14 protein-coding genes are annotated in these 14,965 nt (G+C 70.0%); 6 read left to right on the top strand and 8 right to left on the bottom strand.

The window, feature by feature from the left end; genetic code table 11:
• Nucleotides 1-46: 46 nt before the first annotated feature.
• Nucleotides 47-1,513 (bottom strand): NAD-dependent succinate-semialdehyde dehydrogenase, encoded by a 1,467-nt coding sequence (locus E3O23_RS06550; protein WP_420897642.1) that lies wholly within the window; start codon nt 1,511-1,513, stop codon nt 47-49.
• Nucleotides 1,514-1,846: 333 nt separating this feature from the next.
• Here E3O23_RS06550 and E3O23_RS06545 point away from each other — a divergent pair, with 333 nt between their 5' ends.
• The 6 genes from E3O23_RS06545 to hpaD all read left to right on the top strand — a co-directional run bounded on the left by E3O23_RS06545 (nt 1,847) and on the right by hpaD (nt 9,111).
• Nucleotides 1,847-3,193, top strand: coding sequence for an MFS transporter (locus tag E3O23_RS06545; RefSeq protein ID WP_134489325.1), 1,347 nt, complete (start codon nt 1,847-1,849; stop codon nt 3,191-3,193).
• 9 nt (nt 3,194-3,202) lie between these two features.
• The gene (locus tag E3O23_RS06540) at nt 3,203-4,711 is read left to right on the top strand and encodes a fumarylacetoacetate hydrolase family protein (protein WP_134489323.1); all 1,509 of its coding nucleotides are present in this window, start codon (nt 3,203-3,205) and stop codon (nt 4,709-4,711) included.
• A complete protein-coding gene (locus E3O23_RS06535) occupies nt 4,708-5,367 on the top strand; it encodes a GntR family transcriptional regulator (protein WP_134489321.1) in 660 nt (219 codons plus the stop codon). Before E3O23_RS06540 ends, E3O23_RS06535 begins: the two co-directional genes overlap by 4 nt.
• A 45-nt stretch (nt 5,368-5,412) precedes the next feature.
• Nucleotides 5,413-6,357, top strand: a complete 945-nt coding sequence (gene dapA / locus E3O23_RS06530; RefSeq protein ID WP_134489319.1) for a 4-hydroxy-tetrahydrodipicolinate synthase — start codon at nt 5,413-5,415, stop codon at nt 6,355-6,357.
• A 41-nt stretch (nt 6,358-6,398) separates the two neighbouring features.
• The gene (gene hpaE / locus E3O23_RS06525) at nt 6,399-7,922 is read left to right on the top strand and encodes a 5-carboxymethyl-2-hydroxymuconate semialdehyde dehydrogenase (protein ID WP_134489457.1); all 1,524 of its coding nucleotides are present in this window, start codon (nt 6,399-6,401) and stop codon (nt 7,920-7,922) included.
• A gap of 124 nt (nt 7,923-8,046) precedes the next feature.
• Nucleotides 8,047-9,111 carry a 3,4-dihydroxyphenylacetate 2,3-dioxygenase gene (hpaD, locus tag E3O23_RS06520; protein ID WP_134489317.1) on the top strand — a complete coding sequence of 355 codons (1,065 nt, stop codon included), beginning with the start codon at nt 8,047-8,049 and terminating at the stop codon, nt 9,109-9,111.
• A gap of 98 nt (nt 9,112-9,209) precedes the next feature.
• Here hpaD and E3O23_RS06515 read toward each other — a convergent pair whose 3' ends face one another.
• The 7 genes from E3O23_RS06515 to dacB all read right to left on the bottom strand — a co-directional run.
• A complete protein-coding gene (locus E3O23_RS06515) occupies nt 9,210-10,022 on the bottom strand; it encodes an anti-sigma factor domain-containing protein (protein ID WP_134489315.1) in 813 nt (270 codons plus the stop codon).
• The gene (locus E3O23_RS06510; protein WP_241983359.1) at nt 10,009-10,665 is read right to left on the bottom strand and encodes an RNA polymerase sigma factor; all 657 of its coding nucleotides are present in this window, start codon (nt 10,663-10,665) and stop codon (nt 10,009-10,011) included. The genes E3O23_RS06515 and E3O23_RS06510 overlap by 14 nt, the downstream gene beginning before the upstream one ends.
• A 15-nt stretch (nt 10,666-10,680) precedes the next feature.
• Nucleotides 10,681-11,325, bottom strand: coding sequence for a class F sortase (locus tag E3O23_RS06505; protein WP_134489313.1), 645 nt, complete (start codon nt 11,323-11,325; stop codon nt 10,681-10,683).
• A 22-nt stretch (nt 11,326-11,347) separates the two neighbouring features.
• Nucleotides 11,348-12,184 (bottom strand): DUF4397 domain-containing protein, encoded by an 837-nt coding sequence (locus tag E3O23_RS06500; protein WP_134489311.1) that lies wholly within the window; start codon nt 12,182-12,184, stop codon nt 11,348-11,350.
• A gap of 141 nt (nt 12,185-12,325) precedes the next feature.
• Entirely contained in the window at nt 12,326-13,093 is a 768-nt protein-coding gene (locus tag E3O23_RS06495; protein ID WP_198415144.1) for an alpha/beta fold hydrolase, read from the bottom strand.
• Nucleotides 13,094-13,684 carry an isochorismatase family protein gene (locus E3O23_RS06490; protein ID WP_134489309.1) on the bottom strand — a complete coding sequence of 197 codons (591 nt, stop codon included), beginning with the start codon at nt 13,682-13,684 and terminating at the stop codon, nt 13,094-13,096. It lies immediately after the preceding gene.
• Between the two features lie 17 nt (nt 13,685-13,701).
• Nucleotides 13,702-14,965, bottom strand: a 1,264-nt coding sequence (gene dacB / locus E3O23_RS06485; protein ID WP_134489307.1) for a D-alanyl-D-alanine carboxypeptidase/D-alanyl-D-alanine endopeptidase, incomplete at its 5' end; no start/stop codon positions are given.

The raw sequence follows: 14,965 nt of genomic DNA, 5'->3' as shown, positions 1-14,965 counted from the left end.
CCGGAACCGGCGACCCCCGTGCCCAGCGAGCCGGACGGAGAACGGGTTAGACGGAGAAGGGGTCCGGCGTGAGCGTGTACTTCGTCGAGAGGTACTCGTGGATGCCCTCGAAGCCGCCCTCGCGGCCGAGGCCCGACTGCTTGACCCCGCCGAACGGCGCGGCCGCGTTGGAAATGACGCCGAGGTTGAGCCCCATCATGCCGGTCTGCAGGCGTTCGATCATCCGCTGCCCGCGAGCCAGGTCCTTCGTGAACACGTAGCTGATCAGCCCGAACTCGGTGTCGTTGGCGATGCGCACCGCGTCGTCCTCGTCCTCAAACGGGATGATCGACAGCACCGGCCCGAAGATCTCTTCGCGCAGGATGTCGCTGCCGGCCTTCACGCCGCTGATCACCGTCGGCTGGTAGAACGTGCCCACGCCCTCGATCGCCGATCCGCCGGTCAGCACGGATGCGCCGCGCCGCACGGCGTCCTGCACCAGCGTGTGCGCCTTCTGGACGGCGTCGTCGTTGATCAGCGGGCCGATGGTGACGCCGTCTTCGGTGCCGCGCCCGACGGTGAAGTCGTTCACGCGCTCGGTGACGCGGCGCGCGAACTCCTCGGCGATGGAGGCGTGCACCACGAACCGGTTCGCGGCCGTGCAGGCCTGGCCGATGTTGCGGAACTTCGCGGCGATCGCGCCGTCCACGGCCCGGTCGAGGTCGGCGTCCTCGAACACGATGAACGGGGCGTTGCCGCCGAGCTCCATCGAGGTGCGCAGCACGCCCTGGGCGGACTGCTGGATGAGCTTCTGTCCGACCGCGGTCGAGCCGGTGAACGAGAGCTTGCGCAGGCGCGGGTCGGCGATGATCGGCCCCGCGACGGCGGAGGAGGTCGAGGTCGTGATCACGTTGACGACGCCGGCGGGGAGGCCGACCTCTTCGAACAACTTGACCAGGTAGAGCGTGGTCAGCGGGGTCAGCTCGGCCGGCTTGATGACGACCGTGCAGCCGGCGGCGAGCGCCGGGGCGATCTTGCGCGTCGCCATGGCCAGCGGGAAGTTCCACGGCGTGATCAGGAAGCTCGGGCCCACCGGGTGCTGGGAGACGATCATCCGGCCGGTGCCCTCGGGGTTGGTGCCGTACCGGCCGCTGATCCGCACGGCCTCCTCGCTGAACCAGCGCAGGAACTCGCCGCCGTAGGCGACCTCGCCGTAGGCCTCGGCGAGCGGCTTGCCCATCTCGAGCGTCATCAGCATGGCGAACTCGTGCTTGCGCTCCTGCAGCAGGTCGAAGGCGCGCCGGAGGATCTCGCCGCGCACCCGCGGCGGGGTGGCGGCCCAGCGGTCCTGCGCATCGACGGCGGCGTCGAGTGCGGCAGCGCCGTCTTCGACCCTGGCGTCGGCGATCGTCTTGATCACCTTGCCCGTCGCGGGGTCGAATACCTGAAGCGTGCCGCCATCAGCGGCCGGCACCCACCGGCCGTTGATGTACAGCTCGTTGGGTACCTGCGCGAGCAGTTCGGATTCTGAAATGTGCAACACAATGCCTCCTCGGAAAGTCTGCTTCAAATCTAGCCGGTCGGAACGAATCCGGCACGGGCCAGCAGCGGGAATCCGTCGTCCGGGCCGGCAAGTACGACGGATTCCGCTGCGGGTTTGGTCAGGATCCAGCCAAATCCGCACCCCGGGCACGCGCCGAGAGTCCCTGTTCCTGCTGAGAGTCGCCGTTGCACCGGGGATTCTCGGCATCTACGGCGATTCTCGGCGCGGGACCTCGGCGGCGGGCGGCCCGATCGCGAAGCTACAGATAATATACGATCTGTGATACGTTGACCGGACCGCACCGGAGATACAAGGGAGTATTCCATGGCATTGACGACCGACCACGTAGACAGCGGTCGCGCTAAACGACTCGAGGAACGCCGCGTCCTCGCCGGCACCATGGTGGGCACCACCATCGAGTGGTACGACTTCTTCATCTACGCGCAGGCCGCCGGCCTCGTGCTCGCCGGGCTCTACTTCGCCCCGCTGGGCAGCGACAACCCGGCCCTCGCGCAGCTCGTCGCCTGGGCCTCCATCGGCATCAGCTTCCTCTTCCGCCCGCTCGGCGCCATCGTCGCCGGCCACCTGGGCGACCGTCTCGGCCGCAAGGCCATGCTGGTGCTCACCCTCGTCATGATGGGCGCGGCCACCGCACTGATCGGCGTGCTCCCGACCTACTCGCAGATCGGCGTCGCCGCGCCGCTGCTGCTGATCCTGCTGCGCATCCTGCAGGGCTTCTCCGCCGGCGGCGAATGGGGCGGAGCAGCGCTCATGTCCGTCGAGCACGCCCCGGCGAACCGCCGCGGCTTCTTCGGCGCCTACCCGCAGATCGGCGTTCCGTCCGGCCTGATCCTGGCCACCGGCGTGATGCTCATCGTCACCTCCTCGATGAGCGAGGAAGCGCTCCTCGCCTGGGGCTGGCGCATCCCGTTCCTCGTCTCCGTGCTCCTGATCATCATCGGCTACGTCATCCGCCAGGCGGTCACCGAGAGCCCGGTCTTCCTGGAGATCCAGGAGCGCAAGAAGGAATCCGCCGCGCCGCTGCGCGACCTGTTCAAGAACAACGCCCGCCAGGTCATCCTCACCGCGCTGATCTTCATCGCCAACAACGCGGCCGGCTACCTCCTGATCGCCTTCTTCGCCTCCTACGCCACGAAGCCGGCCGAACTCGGCGGCCTCGGCATGGAACGCTCCCCCGTGCTCGTCGCCAGCACCGTTGCCGCCGTCTTCTGGCTGGCCGCGACGATGTTCGGCGGGATCCTCTCCGACAAGATCGGGCGCATCCGCACCTTCCAGATCGGCTACGTCTGGATCTTCCTCTGGGCGATCCCGATGTTCCTGCTCATCGACACGAAGAACGTCATCTGGTTCGCCGTCGCGCTGCTCGTGCTCGCGATCGGCCTCGGCCTCTCCTACGGGCCGCAGGCCGCGCTCTACGCCGAGATGTTCCCGGCCAACGTGCGCTACTCGGGCGTCTCGATCGGCTACGCCCTCGGCGCGATCCTCGGCGGCGCCTTCGCCCCGCTGATCGCCCAGCTGCTGCTCGACGAGACCGGCTGGTCGCCGTCGATCGGGATCTACATCATGGTGCTCGCCGCGATTTCCTTCGGCGCCGTGTCCATGGTCAAGGAGACCAGGGGCATCCCGCTCGGCGTCAGCCACCACGACTAAGGTTCCGTCATGTTGATTCCACTCGTCCCCGGTGCCGGCGAAAGCGGCACCGGGGGTGCGCCGGGCAAGATCATTGCCGTGCATCTCAATTACCCCAGCCGCGCCGCCCAGCGCGGCCGCACGCCCGATCAGCCCGGCTACTTCCTCAAGCCCGCCAGCTCCCTCGCGGTGAGCGGGGCGCCGGTCGAACGCCCGGCCGGATGCGAGCTGCTCGCGTTCGAGGGAGAAATCGCGCTCGTCATCGGGCGCGTCACCCGCCGCGTCTCGCCCGAGGAGGGCTGGTCGGCCGTCTCGCACGTCACCGCGGCCAACGACCTCGGCGTCTATGACCTGCGCCACGCCGACAAGGGCTCGAACCTGCGCTCCAAGGGCGGCGACGGCTTCACCCCGCTCGGCCCGGTCTTCCTTCCCGTCGAGGGCCTCGACCCCGCCGGCCTGCGCCTGCGCACCTGGGTCAACGGCGAGCTCGTGCAGGATGACACGACCGCCGATCTGCTCTTCCCGTTCGGCCGGCTCGTGGCCGACCTGTCCCAGCTGATCACGCTCGAGCCCGGGGACGTCATCCTCACCGGAACCCCCGCCGGGTCATCCGTCGTGTCGCCCGGCGACGTGGTCGAGGTCGAAGTGGATGCCCCCGACGCTCCCGGCGCCCCGGCGACGGGCCGCCTGGTCACCCCCATCGCCCGGGGAACCGTGCCGCTGGCGCCGTGGGGCGCCGGTCCCAGGGTCGACGACCTGCAGCGCACCGAGGCGTGGGGCTCGGCCGAGGCCGCCGGCCTCGTGCCAGCGGATGCACCCGCCCCGGCGGATGCCCCCGCCGCGTTCGCCCTCACCCCAGAACTCATCGCCCGGATCAACAGCGTCGGCACGGCCACCCTCAGCTCGCAGCTGCGCAAGCGCGGGCTGAACAACGTGTCCATCGACGGGCTCCGGTCCACCCGGCCGGAGGCCCGCCTCGTCGGACGCGCCCGCACCCTGCGCTACATCCCGAACCGGGAAGACCTGTTCGAGTCCCACGGCGGCGGCTACAACGCCCAGAAACGCGCCTTCGACGGGCTCGGCCCGGGAGACGTGCTGGTCATGGAGGCCCGCGGCGAGCACGGCACGGGCACGGTCGGCGACATCCTCGCCCTGCGCGCCCAGGTGCGCGGAGCCGCCGGCCTCGTCACCGACGGCGGCGTGCGCGACCTCGTGGCGGTCTCCGCCCTGGACATCCCGACCTACCACGCCGGCGGGCACCCGGCCGTGCTCGGCCGCCGTCACGTGCCGTGGGATGTGGACGTGACCGTCGCCTGCGGGGGCGCGTCCGTGCAGCCCGGCGACGTCATCGTCGGCGACGCGGACGGCCTGCTCGTCATCCCGCCGCACCTGGTCGAGGACGTCGTCACCGCCGGGATCGAACAGGAGCGCGAGGAAGCGTTCATCGCCGCCATGGTCGCCGCCGGCGAGGGCGTCGACGGCCTGTACCCGATGAACGCGGCCTGGCGGGCGCGTTACCTCGCGGAACCCGGCGCATGAGCCCGACGGATGCCGACGGCGTGAGCAAGTCCCAGCTCGCCTACGGCTGGATTCGGGAGCGCATCGCCGACGGGCGGTTCAGCCCGGGCTACCGGCTCGTGCTCGGCCAGATCGCCGGCGACCTCGGAGTCAGCGCGGTTCCGGTGCGCGAGGCCATCCGCAAACTCGAGGCCGAGGGCCTGATCACCTTCGAACGCAATGTGGGCGCCCAGGTGGCGATGCTCAACGCCGCCGAGTACGAGGTCACCATGCAGACGCTCGGCCTGGTCGAGGGGTACGCCACGGCGCTGGCCGCCCCGACGATCAGCGTCGTCACCCTGCGCAAGGCCAGGGCCGTGAACCAGGCGATGAGGGAGAACCTCGCCCACTTCGAACCGGCGAGCTTCACCCGGCTGAACGCCGAGTTCCACACGCTCCTGTTCGAGACCTGCCCCAATTCGCACATCCTCGACCTGGTGCACCGCGGCTGGACGCGCCTGAACGCGCTGCGCAGCTCGACCTTCAGCTTCGTGCCCGGCCGGGCGCCGGACTCCGTCGCCGAGCACGACGCACTGCTCGACCTGATCGAGGGTGGGGCCGACCCGCTCGACATCGAGCTCTGCGCCCGCAATCACCGGCTGTCCACCCTCGACGCCTTCCTCGCCCACCACTCGTAACACCGATCCGGCAGCACGCAGGTGCCGGGTCAGAGAGCAGAGACCATGAAGTTCCGCAGCAATCCAGCCCAGATCAAGGGATCCATCGCGCCCCTGATGTCGCCGTTCACCGCGGACGGAGCCGTCGACCATGCGGGCCTGGTCAACCTGGTGAACTGGCAGCTGGCATCCGGCACGCACGGAATCTCGATCGGCGGCTCGACCGGCGAGCCCAGCTCGCAGACCATCGCCGAACGCGCCGACGCCATCCGCACCGTCGCCGCCGCGATCGACGACCGGGTTCCGTTCATGCCGGGCACCGGATCGGCGAAGCTCGACGAGACCCTCGAGCTCACCGCCGCGGCCCAGGATGCCGGCATCGACGCCGCCCTGATCATCACGCCGTACTACGCCCGCCCCACCCAGGAGGCGCTCTACGTCTGGTACAAAACGGTCGCCGAGGAGTTCCCCGACCTGCCGATCGTGGCCTACAACGTGCCCAGCCGGACGGCCGTCGACATCGCCCCGGAGACCGTCGCGCGCCTCTACCGCGATTTCGACAACTTCGTCGGCGTCAAGGAGACCACCAGGGACTTCGAGCACTTCTCCCGGGTCCTGCAGCTCTGCGGGCCTGACCTGCTGGTCTGGAGCGGCATCGAGCTGCTCTGCCTGCCACTGCTCGCTCTTGGCGGGGTCGGCTACATCAGCGCGACATCGAACATCGCCCCGGTCGCGCACGTCGACATGTACAACGCGTGGATCGAAGGCGACATCGAACGCGCCAGGGAGATCCACTACGGCCTGCACCCGCTCGTCGACCTGCTCTTCGTCGAGACCAACCCGGCGCCGGGCAAATGGGTGCTCGAGCAGCGCGGGCTGATCGAAAGCGGCTTCGTGCGCCCGCCGCTGATCACGCCGACGCCCGAAGGCATCGAAAAAATGACGAAGCTGCTGGCCGCGGGCGAGAAATACCTCTCCCCGGTCGACGGCTTCACCGTGAAGGGAGCCTGACCATGCCCGACCCCGCCTCCGCCGCCGCCCGCGCGGCCCAGATGCACGCCGCGCCCACCCACCACGCGGCCGCCGCGCACTACATCCCGGAAAACCTGCCGACCCGCATCCAGCACTTCATCGACGGCGAGTTCGTCGACTCCGTCTCGGGGAAGACCTTCGACGTGCTCGACCCGGTGTCGAACCTGAGCTACGCCACCGCCGCCGCGGGGCAGGGCGAGGACATCGACCTGGCCGTCGCCGCCGCCACGCGGGCGTTCACCGACGGACCCTGGCCGCGGATGCTCCCCCGCGCCCGCGCGCAGGTCCTGAACCGCATCGCCGACGCGATCGAGGCGCAGGATGCCCGGCTGGCCGAACTCGAAACTTTCGACACCGGGCTGCCGATCACGCAGGCCCTCGGCCAGGCGCACCGCGCGGCCGAGAACTTCCGCTTCTTCGCCGACCTGATCGTGGCGCAGGCCGACGACACGTACAGCGTGCCCGGGCGGCAGATCAACTACGTCAACCGCAAGCCGGTCGGCGTCGCGGGCCTGATCACCCCGTGGAACACCCCCTTCATGCTGGAGAGCTGGAAGCTGGCCCCCGCGCTGGCCTCCGGCTGCACCGTCGTGCTCAAGCCGGCCGAGTTCACCCCGCTGTCGGCGAGCCTGTGGGCGGGGATCTTCGCCGCGGCGGGGCTGCCCGACGGGGTGTTCAACCTGGTCAACGGGATCGGCGAGGAGGCGGGCGACGCGCTGGTGAAGCACCCGGGCGTCCCCCTGATCTCCTTCACCGGCGAGACCACGACCGGCCAGCTGATCTACCGCAACTGCGCCGCGAACCTCAAGGGCATGTCGATGGAGCTCGGCGGCAAGTCCCCCGCCGTGGTCTTCGCCGACGCCGACCTCGACGCGGCGATCGACTCCACCCTGTTCGGCGTCTTCTCGCTCAACGGCGAGCGCTGCACGGCCGGCAGCCGCATCCTCGTCGAGCGCAGCGCCTACGAGGACTTCTGCGCCCGCTTCGCGGCGCGCGCGCAGCAGATCGTGGTCGGCGACCCGCACGACCCGAAGACCGAGGTGGGCGCGCTCGTGCACCCCGAGCACTACGCCAAGGTGATGAGCTACGTGGAGCTGGGCAAGAGCGAGGGTCGCCTGCTCGCCGGCGGCGGACGCCCGGCGGGCCTGCCGGAGGGCAACTACGTCGCGCCGACCGTGTTCGCGGATGTCGCCCCGACGGCGCGGATCTTCCAGGAGGAGATCTTCGGCCCGGTCGTCACGATCACCCCGTTCGACACCGACGCGGAGGCGCTCGAACTGGCCAACGGCGTGAAGTACGGGCTGGCGGCGTACCTCTGGACGTCCAACCTCACCCGTGCGCACACGTTCGCGCACGCGGTCGAGGCCGGCATGGTCTGGCTGAACTCGCACAACGTGCGCGACCTCCGCACCCCGTTCGGCGGCGTGAAGGCCTCCGGCCTCGGGCACGAGGGCGGCTACCGGTCGATCGACTTCTACACCGACCAGCAGGCGGTGCACATCTCGCTCGGCGTCGTGCACACGCCGCGCTTCGGCATCCGCTGACCCGATCGGGCGTGAGGGGTCGCATATCGACCTTCATTGCCGCCCGGAAGGTCGATATGCGACCCCTCACGGGCGGGGCACCGTCCCCGCACCGCCACGAAGCCACTCAACGAGGAGACCTCCCATGAACCCCCAGCCCACCTCCACCCCGCCGGACATCATCCGCGCCGCCTATGCGGAGCTGATCGTGACCGACCTCGCCGCGTCCCGCGCGTTCTACGTGGGGGTGCTCGGGCTCGTCGTCACCCACGAGGACGACGAGGCCATCTACCTGCGCGCCTTCGAGGAGTACCTGCACCACTCCCTCGTGCTGCGCCTCGGCCCGGTCGCCGCCCTCGCCGCCCTCGCCTACCGGGTGCGGTCGCAGGACGAGGTCGCCGTCGCCGCCGACTACTACCGCGAGCTCGGCGTGCGCGTCGAGCCGCGCGCGGTCGGCGCGACCCGCGGCATCGGCGAAGCGGTGCGGGTCGAGGACCCGCTGGGCTTCCCGGTCGAGTTCTTCTACGACGCCGAGCACGTCGAGCGCTTCACCCGCCGCTACGACGTGCACGGTGCCGGGGCGATCTCGCGCCTCGACCACTTCAACGTGATGACCCCCGACGTCGAGGCCGCCCGCGCGTACCACGAGGCACTCGGCTTCACCGTGTCCGAGGACATCCAGGACTCCGCGGGAACCACCTACGCCGCGTGGATGTACCGCAAGCCAACCGTGCACGACGTCGCCCTTACCGGCGGCGACGGGCCGCGGATGCACCACATCGCGTTCGCCACGCACGAGCAGCACCAGATCCTGCACATCTGCGACCACCTCGGTGCCCTGCGCCAGTCGGACAAGATCGAGCGCGGACCCGGCCGCCACGGGGTGTCGAACGCGTTCTACCTGTACCTGCGCGACCCGGACGGGCACCGGATCGAGATCTACACGCAGGATTACTACACCGGCGACCCGGACAACCCCACCCTCACCTGGGACGTGCACGACAACCAGCGCCGCGACTGGTGGGGCAACCCGGTCGTGCCCAGCTGGTACAGCGAGGCATCCGCCGTGCTCGACCTGGACGGCGTCGTCCGCCCGCTGGTGGCGCGCACGGAGCCGGCCGAGGCGGCCGTCACGATCGGCGCCGACGGCTTCTCCTACACCCGCGAGGGCGAGCCGAGCCCCGAGTACAAGCTCGGCCACCAGCTCTAACCCCTCCCTCTCCCCCGCGAAACCGCAGTCGTGCGCGTCATCAGCGACGTTTAGCGTGCACAACTGCGGTTTCGCGGGGGAGGATAGGCGGCGGGCGCTCACAGCGTGCGGAGTTCGCCGCGCACGATCGAGTCGCCGGAGTGGGCCGGGTTGCCGTCGTCGGGCTCCGCGGAGACGTCAACCAGCGGATACTCGCTGAGGTTCACCCCGTCCGGAATGGTGAAGGTTCCCGTGTCGCCGTCCAGGAAGCCGATGCTGATCAGACCCGAGGCATCCGCTTTGATGAGCCAGACCTCGCGGAGAGGCACATCGTCGCCGGCGTCGGCCAGGTCGACCACCACGTCGCGATGTCCGTCGGCCGCCTCCTCGACATAGGCGACGCCAGAGGCTTCCCAGCCAGGGAAGGGGTCCAGCTGCGCCTCAGCAATGACGGGCGCCGGGGCCTCCGGCCGGATGGACTCCCACCAGATGCCGCCGCCGAGCCCGCCGATGAGCCCGACGATCCCCGCGGCCACCGCCACCGGAATCCAGTTGCGGCGTCCGCGCCGCCCGGATCCGGACCCAACGTGCGCGATGGGTGCAGGTTCGACCCGCTCGGCCTCCGCGTCCGCTTCGGCTTCGGTCTCCGGCTCGGATTCCGCTTCGGCTCCTGGCTCATGTTCGACGAGCCGCGGCGTGGGGGCGACCGCCTCTGACAGGCCGAGGGCAGCGTGGATGCCGGCCCAGACCTTGTCTCCGGGCGCCGCGAGTTTGACGCCCTGGGCCGACCGGCCGACCGCCACGGTGTGCTGCAGCGAGCTCAGTTCCAGTGAGCACTCCGCGCATTCGGCCAGGTGCTGTCGTTCGGGATCGGTGAGGTCGAACTCGGCCAGGGCAATGAGCGCGAGGCTGTCGCGGTCAATGTGTGTCATCGTTCGCCTCCAATCTGGTGCGCAGCCTCGTGAGACTTCGACGGATGTGACTCTTGACGGTGCCGAGCGGCATTCCGAGGTTATCGGCGATCTGGGTGTGCGTGAGATCGTCGTAGAAGGCCAGCTGCATTATCTGCCGCGGCACCGGATCGAGGCGCCGGAGCTCGTCGCTCATCATGACCCGATCGGCCACGTCCATGGATCCGTCGGCCTGGCTGAGGGGGAGTTCGCCGAGAACGGCCTCTTCGACCCGGCGCCGGCGCGAGCGCGCCTCGTGCGCGTCCGCGACCGTGTGCCGGGTGATGCCGACCAGCCAGCCCGGCAGCAGGGAGCGGGACGGCTGGAAGTTCGCCCGCCCATTCCAGGCCTTGATGAAGACCTTCTGCGTGACGTCCTCGGCCTCGCCCGGATCCCCGAGCGAGCGAACCGCAATCGTGTAGACCAGCGATGACCATCGCGCGTAGGCCTCGGCGAGCGCACGCTCGTCTCCCGCGCGGAACGCCTCGCCCAACGGGGCGTGGTCGTCCTCATCGGTGAGTGCCGTCACGTCGAATCGCTGTCCCCCGGTTGGTGAGCGGGTCTGGAGGTCGTACATGTCAGACAGCACCGGAGAGCGCGTCTCGACCGCTGTCGGCCCCAGCATAGCCACGCCTGTGAATCATGGGATCGGCCGCGCCGTGGCGATCACGTTGGAGAGATACCGTCGAGCGTCGTAGTCGAATTCACCGCCGCACGTCACCAGGGTGAGCCGGGCGGGACCGGACCGGTCGAAAATGGAGGCCCAGGGGACATCCGCCTTGTTCACCGTTTGGATCGACTCCAACGCGTAGCGACGGTCCAGGCCATCCTCGGTGGTGACGACGATCTCCGTGCCGGCACCAGCCTTGGCCAGCCGGGCGAAGGGGCCAAGGTCGTAGACGAGCGAGTCCACATGGGCGGCGACGACGGTCGCCCCGGTCGGACTGGTCGGTGAGGGACCGTAGCGGTACCAGGCGGCAACGGCGGGATTGGCCGGAAGCCGCATGGCACCGTCAGGAGCCAGTCCGACGGATTCGATCGGCATGTCGATGCCGAGGGACACGACCCGAATCCGCTCCGGGGTGAGCGGAACCGGAACCTGGTTCAGGTCGAGCGCCGAACTTACCCGGGGCACATCGACGTCGGCGGTGGGAAGTGGTGCCGGGATCTCGCTCGGGGTGGGCGGCGCCTTCCCCACCGAAGCTCCGGTCGGGGAGGCGGCGCATCCGGTGAACAGGGCGAGAGCCACAGCAAACGCTGCGATTGCGCTCGCTGTGGCTCTCATTGGTGTGTCCCCTTCCTGCCCGCTAGCGGCGAGCACCGGCGAGGCGACGCAGTCCCAGGGCCGCTGCTGCGACGAGGCCCATCAGGACGGCTGCGCCGCCGACGAAGAGTCCGGTCGAGTCGCTCGGCTGGTTCGTGGCGACGAGGCCCGCCTCACCGGCCGGGACGCCCTCGGGGCTGGAGTGCAGCCCACCGATCGTCTGGACGGCCAGGGCGAGGTTCTTGTCGGCCAGGCTGCCCCACGCGTAGACGAGCGTGTTCGTTCCCTCAGCCACGTTCACGTCTGCCGGACCGATCACCGGGTCAGTCGTTCCGGTGGCTGCGACAGCCGCCGAGATGGTGCCGGCCGGCAGGGTCAGGACCGATTCCTTCGGATTCACCAGGTTGGTGATCGCCGCAGCGCCGTCGGCAAGGACATCGACAGCGGGGGCCGCTGCCACGTGGCGGACCGTGAGTCGGCCCTCACCGGCGGCGAGCTGCGAGATGTCATTGGTGAACAACGTCGCCGTTGGCTTGCCGGCCTCATCGAGATGCGCGGCTGCGGTGTAGTTCTTGCCGGCTTCAAGGGGGAGGTCCACCGGCCCAATGGCGGGTTTGCTCGCATCTGCGGCGTCCGAGGCCGTGATGGCGACGGTGTAGGTACCCGGGGCGAGTTCGAGCGGACCTGCGAGGTCACCCGGCTTGAAGTCGTCGAGGGTGAGCTTGTCATTCACATAGACATCGACCGTGAGGTCGGGAACTCCGTGCAGCACGGACAGCATGGCGACGTCGTCCGCGGCCTGAGCCGGCGCGATACCACCGAGCGTGACGACGGCACCGACAGCGGCGGCCGCCATGCCGATCTTGAGGGATTTGAGCATCGTTTCCTCCTGGTTATGGGTGGGTGTGGGTCACTCTGAAGAGGGGATTTTTTCCTCTTACAGGTACTTGCCCCACCGCATCGAGAACGGATGCACGTGCTCGGGAATTTCTGGAGAATTTTTCTCGGCGCTACGGGCTGCTCAGGGCGCCGAGGCGAGGAAGGCGAGCGCGGCCTGCTTGAACTCGCGGGAGGTCAGCGCGTTGATGTGGCCGCGGCCGGGGAGCTCCAGGAACTCCGAGCCGCGCGCACGCGCAACCTCGGCGACCCCGGCCGGGATCGTGTCGGCTCCGCCGGCGACGTAGAGCACCGGGATGCCCGGCGGCACGTCGAGCGTGGCGCCGGCGACTCCCTGCACGCAGGCCATGAGCGCTTCCCGGTCGGCGCCGGCCTGGATTGCCGCGCCGAGCACAGCCGCGATCGTCGGGTCGGCCGGCAGCTCGCCGTGGGTGACGAAGCGGCGCACGGCGTCCAGGTCCCAGGTCTCGAAGAGTTCGAGCGGCCCGGCTCCGCCGAGCACGACCCGCCGCACCCGCTCGGGCGCCAGCTGGGTAAGGGCCGCGGCGACGCGCGAGCCCATCGAGTAGGCGATGACGTCGACCTGGTCCAGCTCGAGCGCGTCGAGCACGGCGACGAGGTCGGCCGCGAGCTGGCGCGGCGCGTAGTCGGTCGCGCGCCGCGGGGCATCGCTGCGGCCATGGCCGCGCAGGTCGGGCGTGATGACGCCGCGTCCGGCATCCGTGATCGCCCGCACCCAGCCGGGCGTCGACCAGGTGACCGCCGCCGTCGACGCGAAACCGTGCACGAGGAGGATGGGGCGCTCCCCCGGCACGTAGTCGTAGGCGATCCGCACGCCGTCGAGGCGCCGGGCGAACTCGGCCACCGTTACCGGACGCTCACTCAGCGACACCTACTCGACCACGTCAGACGTGGTGAGCACGGCGCCCAGGTGGGCCAGTTCGGCCAGGGCCGCTTCGCTCGTCTCCGCCGACACCCCGGCGACGAGGTCGGTGAGCACGCGCACGTGCTGGCCGTGCTCGAGGGCGTCGACCACCGAGGCGCGCACACAGTAGTCCGTGGCGAGGCCGACGACGTCGACATCCGTCACCCCGTTGGTGATCAGCAGCTCACCGGTCTTGTCGCCGCCCTCGGAGACGCCGTCGAAGATCGAGTAGCCCGGCGACCCCTGGCCCTTGCGGATGTGGATCGTCTCCTCTGGCAGCAGCAGGGCCAAGTGGTACTCGGCGCCGGGCGTGTCGGCGACGCAGTGCACGGGCCAGGTGGCAATGAAGTCGGGCTCGCCCTCCGTGGCGAAGTGGCCGGCATTGTCGCTGTCGGCGTCGTGCCAGTCCCGGGACGCGAAGATGACGTCATAGGCGTCCGGATGCGCCGCCAGCAGTTCGGTCACCGCTTTGGCCACGGCGCCGCCGCCCTGCACGGCGAGGGTGCCGCCCTCGGTGAAGTCGTTCTGCACGTCGATGATGAACAGTGCCCTGGTCACGGATTGCTCCTTCGCTATCAGTTGTTCGAGAGGTTGTCGCCGCAGCGGAAGAACCCCGTCGTAATGGTATCGATGGCCTGCTTCGCATTATCGCTCACATCACCCAGCGCGTATACGGCGAAGGTCAGCGGGGTCCCGTCGGCGGAATGGATGATCCCCGAGAGCGTGTACCCGGTGTCGATCCAGCCTGTCTTCGCGAAGACCGCGCCGTCGGCCGCCGCGTTGTCGCCGGCGAACCGGTCGCTGTAGGAGAGCGACCCGCTCCGCCCGGCGACGGGGAGGCCGTCGGCGATGACGCCCAGGCTGCCCTCGCGCTTGTGGATCTTCACGAACAGGCGGGTGAGGTAGGCCGGCGCGACCGCGTTGTCGACGCTCAGGCCGGACCCGTCTTTGATCACGATCCCGGTCGTGTCTATGCCGTAGGGTTCGAGGCCGCCGAGGATGCCCTGCTGCAGTGCAGCGAAGGTGTTCCCGGCTCCCGACTTCACCGCGACGAGCCGGGCGAGCATCTCGGCGATGGCGTTGTCGGAGACGATGAGCGACTGCTTGACCAGCGTGGACACGGGCTGCGAGGAGACGGCGGCGAGCCTCGCGGCGCCGGCGGGGGCGGCGCCCCGGCTGATCGCCAGTCCGCCGCCGAGCGCGTCGGCGAAGGCCTGCCCGGCACGATTGATCGGGTCCTCGCTGCGCGGCGAGGTGCCTCGGTAGGGGTTCTCCCGGTCGCCGTCGACCTGGAGCGCGGTGATCTCGGGCATGTAGCCGGCGGCCAGCTCCGTGCGCGCCCAGCCGGGCTGCCAGCCGGGCCCGCCGAAGAGCGAGGAGTCGAGCACGAGTGAGGTGATCGGGGTGCCCGGGTGCGCCGCGGTCCACGCGGCCAGGGTCTGCCGGGCCAGCTCGTCGAGATGGGCGGCGCCGGCGTAGACGGATGCCTCCCCCGCCGAAGTGCGGGACAGGGTCAGGTCCCCTCCGCCGACGAGCACCACCTGGCCGGGTTCGCTGCCGGCCACGACGGTCGTCGACGCCCGGTAGTCCGGCCCGAGCACGCTCAGCGCGGCGGCGCTGGTGAGCACCTTGAGCACGCTGGCCGTGCGGGAGGCCGTGCGGCCGCCGCGGTCGAAGAGCACCGCGCCGGTGTCCGCGTTGACCACCTGCGCCTGGAAGTCGGCGAGCCGGGGGTCGGCGGCCAGCCCCGCGACCGAGCAGGTGCGCAGGCGGCCGGGGACGGTGGCCGCGGCGGGGACGGGCCGCGGTGCCGGCGTGGCGGCTGCCGAGGGCACGGCC

The sequence above is a fragment of the Cryobacterium tagatosivorans genome, from assembly GCF_004402215.1.
Classification (GTDB): domain Bacteria; phylum Actinomycetota; class Actinomycetes; order Actinomycetales; family Microbacteriaceae; genus Cryobacterium; species Cryobacterium tagatosivorans.
Note: the sequence above shows the minus strand (reverse complement) of the source record. Positions and strands in the feature narration are given on the sequence as shown.

What these genes read in the sequence shown, in the direction of transcription:
- E3O23_RS06510 (WP_241983359.1), bottom strand. Translation starts at nt 10,665, where the DNA reads ATGCTGGGGCCGACAGCGGTCGAGACGCGCTCTCCGGTGCTGTCTGAC.
- hpaE (WP_134489457.1), top strand. Translation starts at nt 6,399, where the DNA reads ATGCACGCCGCGCCCACCCACCACGCGGCCGCCGCGCACTACATCCCG.
- E3O23_RS06540 (WP_134489323.1), top strand. Translation starts at nt 3,203, where the DNA reads ATGTTGATTCCACTCGTCCCCGGTGCCGGCGAAAGCGGCACCGGGGGT.
- E3O23_RS06500 (WP_134489311.1), bottom strand. Translation starts at nt 12,184, where the DNA reads ATGCTCAAATCCCTCAAGATCGGCATGGCGGCCGCCGCTGTCGGTGCC.
- E3O23_RS06535 (WP_134489321.1), top strand. Translation starts at nt 4,708, where the DNA reads ATGAGCCCGACGGATGCCGACGGCGTGAGCAAGTCCCAGCTCGCCTAC.
- E3O23_RS06515 (WP_134489315.1), bottom strand. Translation starts at nt 10,022, where the DNA reads ATGACACACATTGACCGCGACAGCCTCGCGCTCATTGCCCTGGCCGAG.
- dapA (WP_134489319.1), top strand. Translation starts at nt 5,413, where the DNA reads ATGAAGTTCCGCAGCAATCCAGCCCAGATCAAGGGATCCATCGCGCCC.
- E3O23_RS06505 (WP_134489313.1), bottom strand. Translation starts at nt 11,325, where the DNA reads ATGAGAGCCACAGCGAGCGCAATCGCAGCGTTTGCTGTGGCTCTCGCC.
- hpaD (WP_134489317.1), top strand. Translation starts at nt 8,047, where the DNA reads ATGAACCCCCAGCCCACCTCCACCCCGCCGGACATCATCCGCGCCGCC.
- E3O23_RS06545 (WP_134489325.1), top strand. Translation starts at nt 1,847, where the DNA reads ATGGCATTGACGACCGACCACGTAGACAGCGGTCGCGCTAAACGACTC.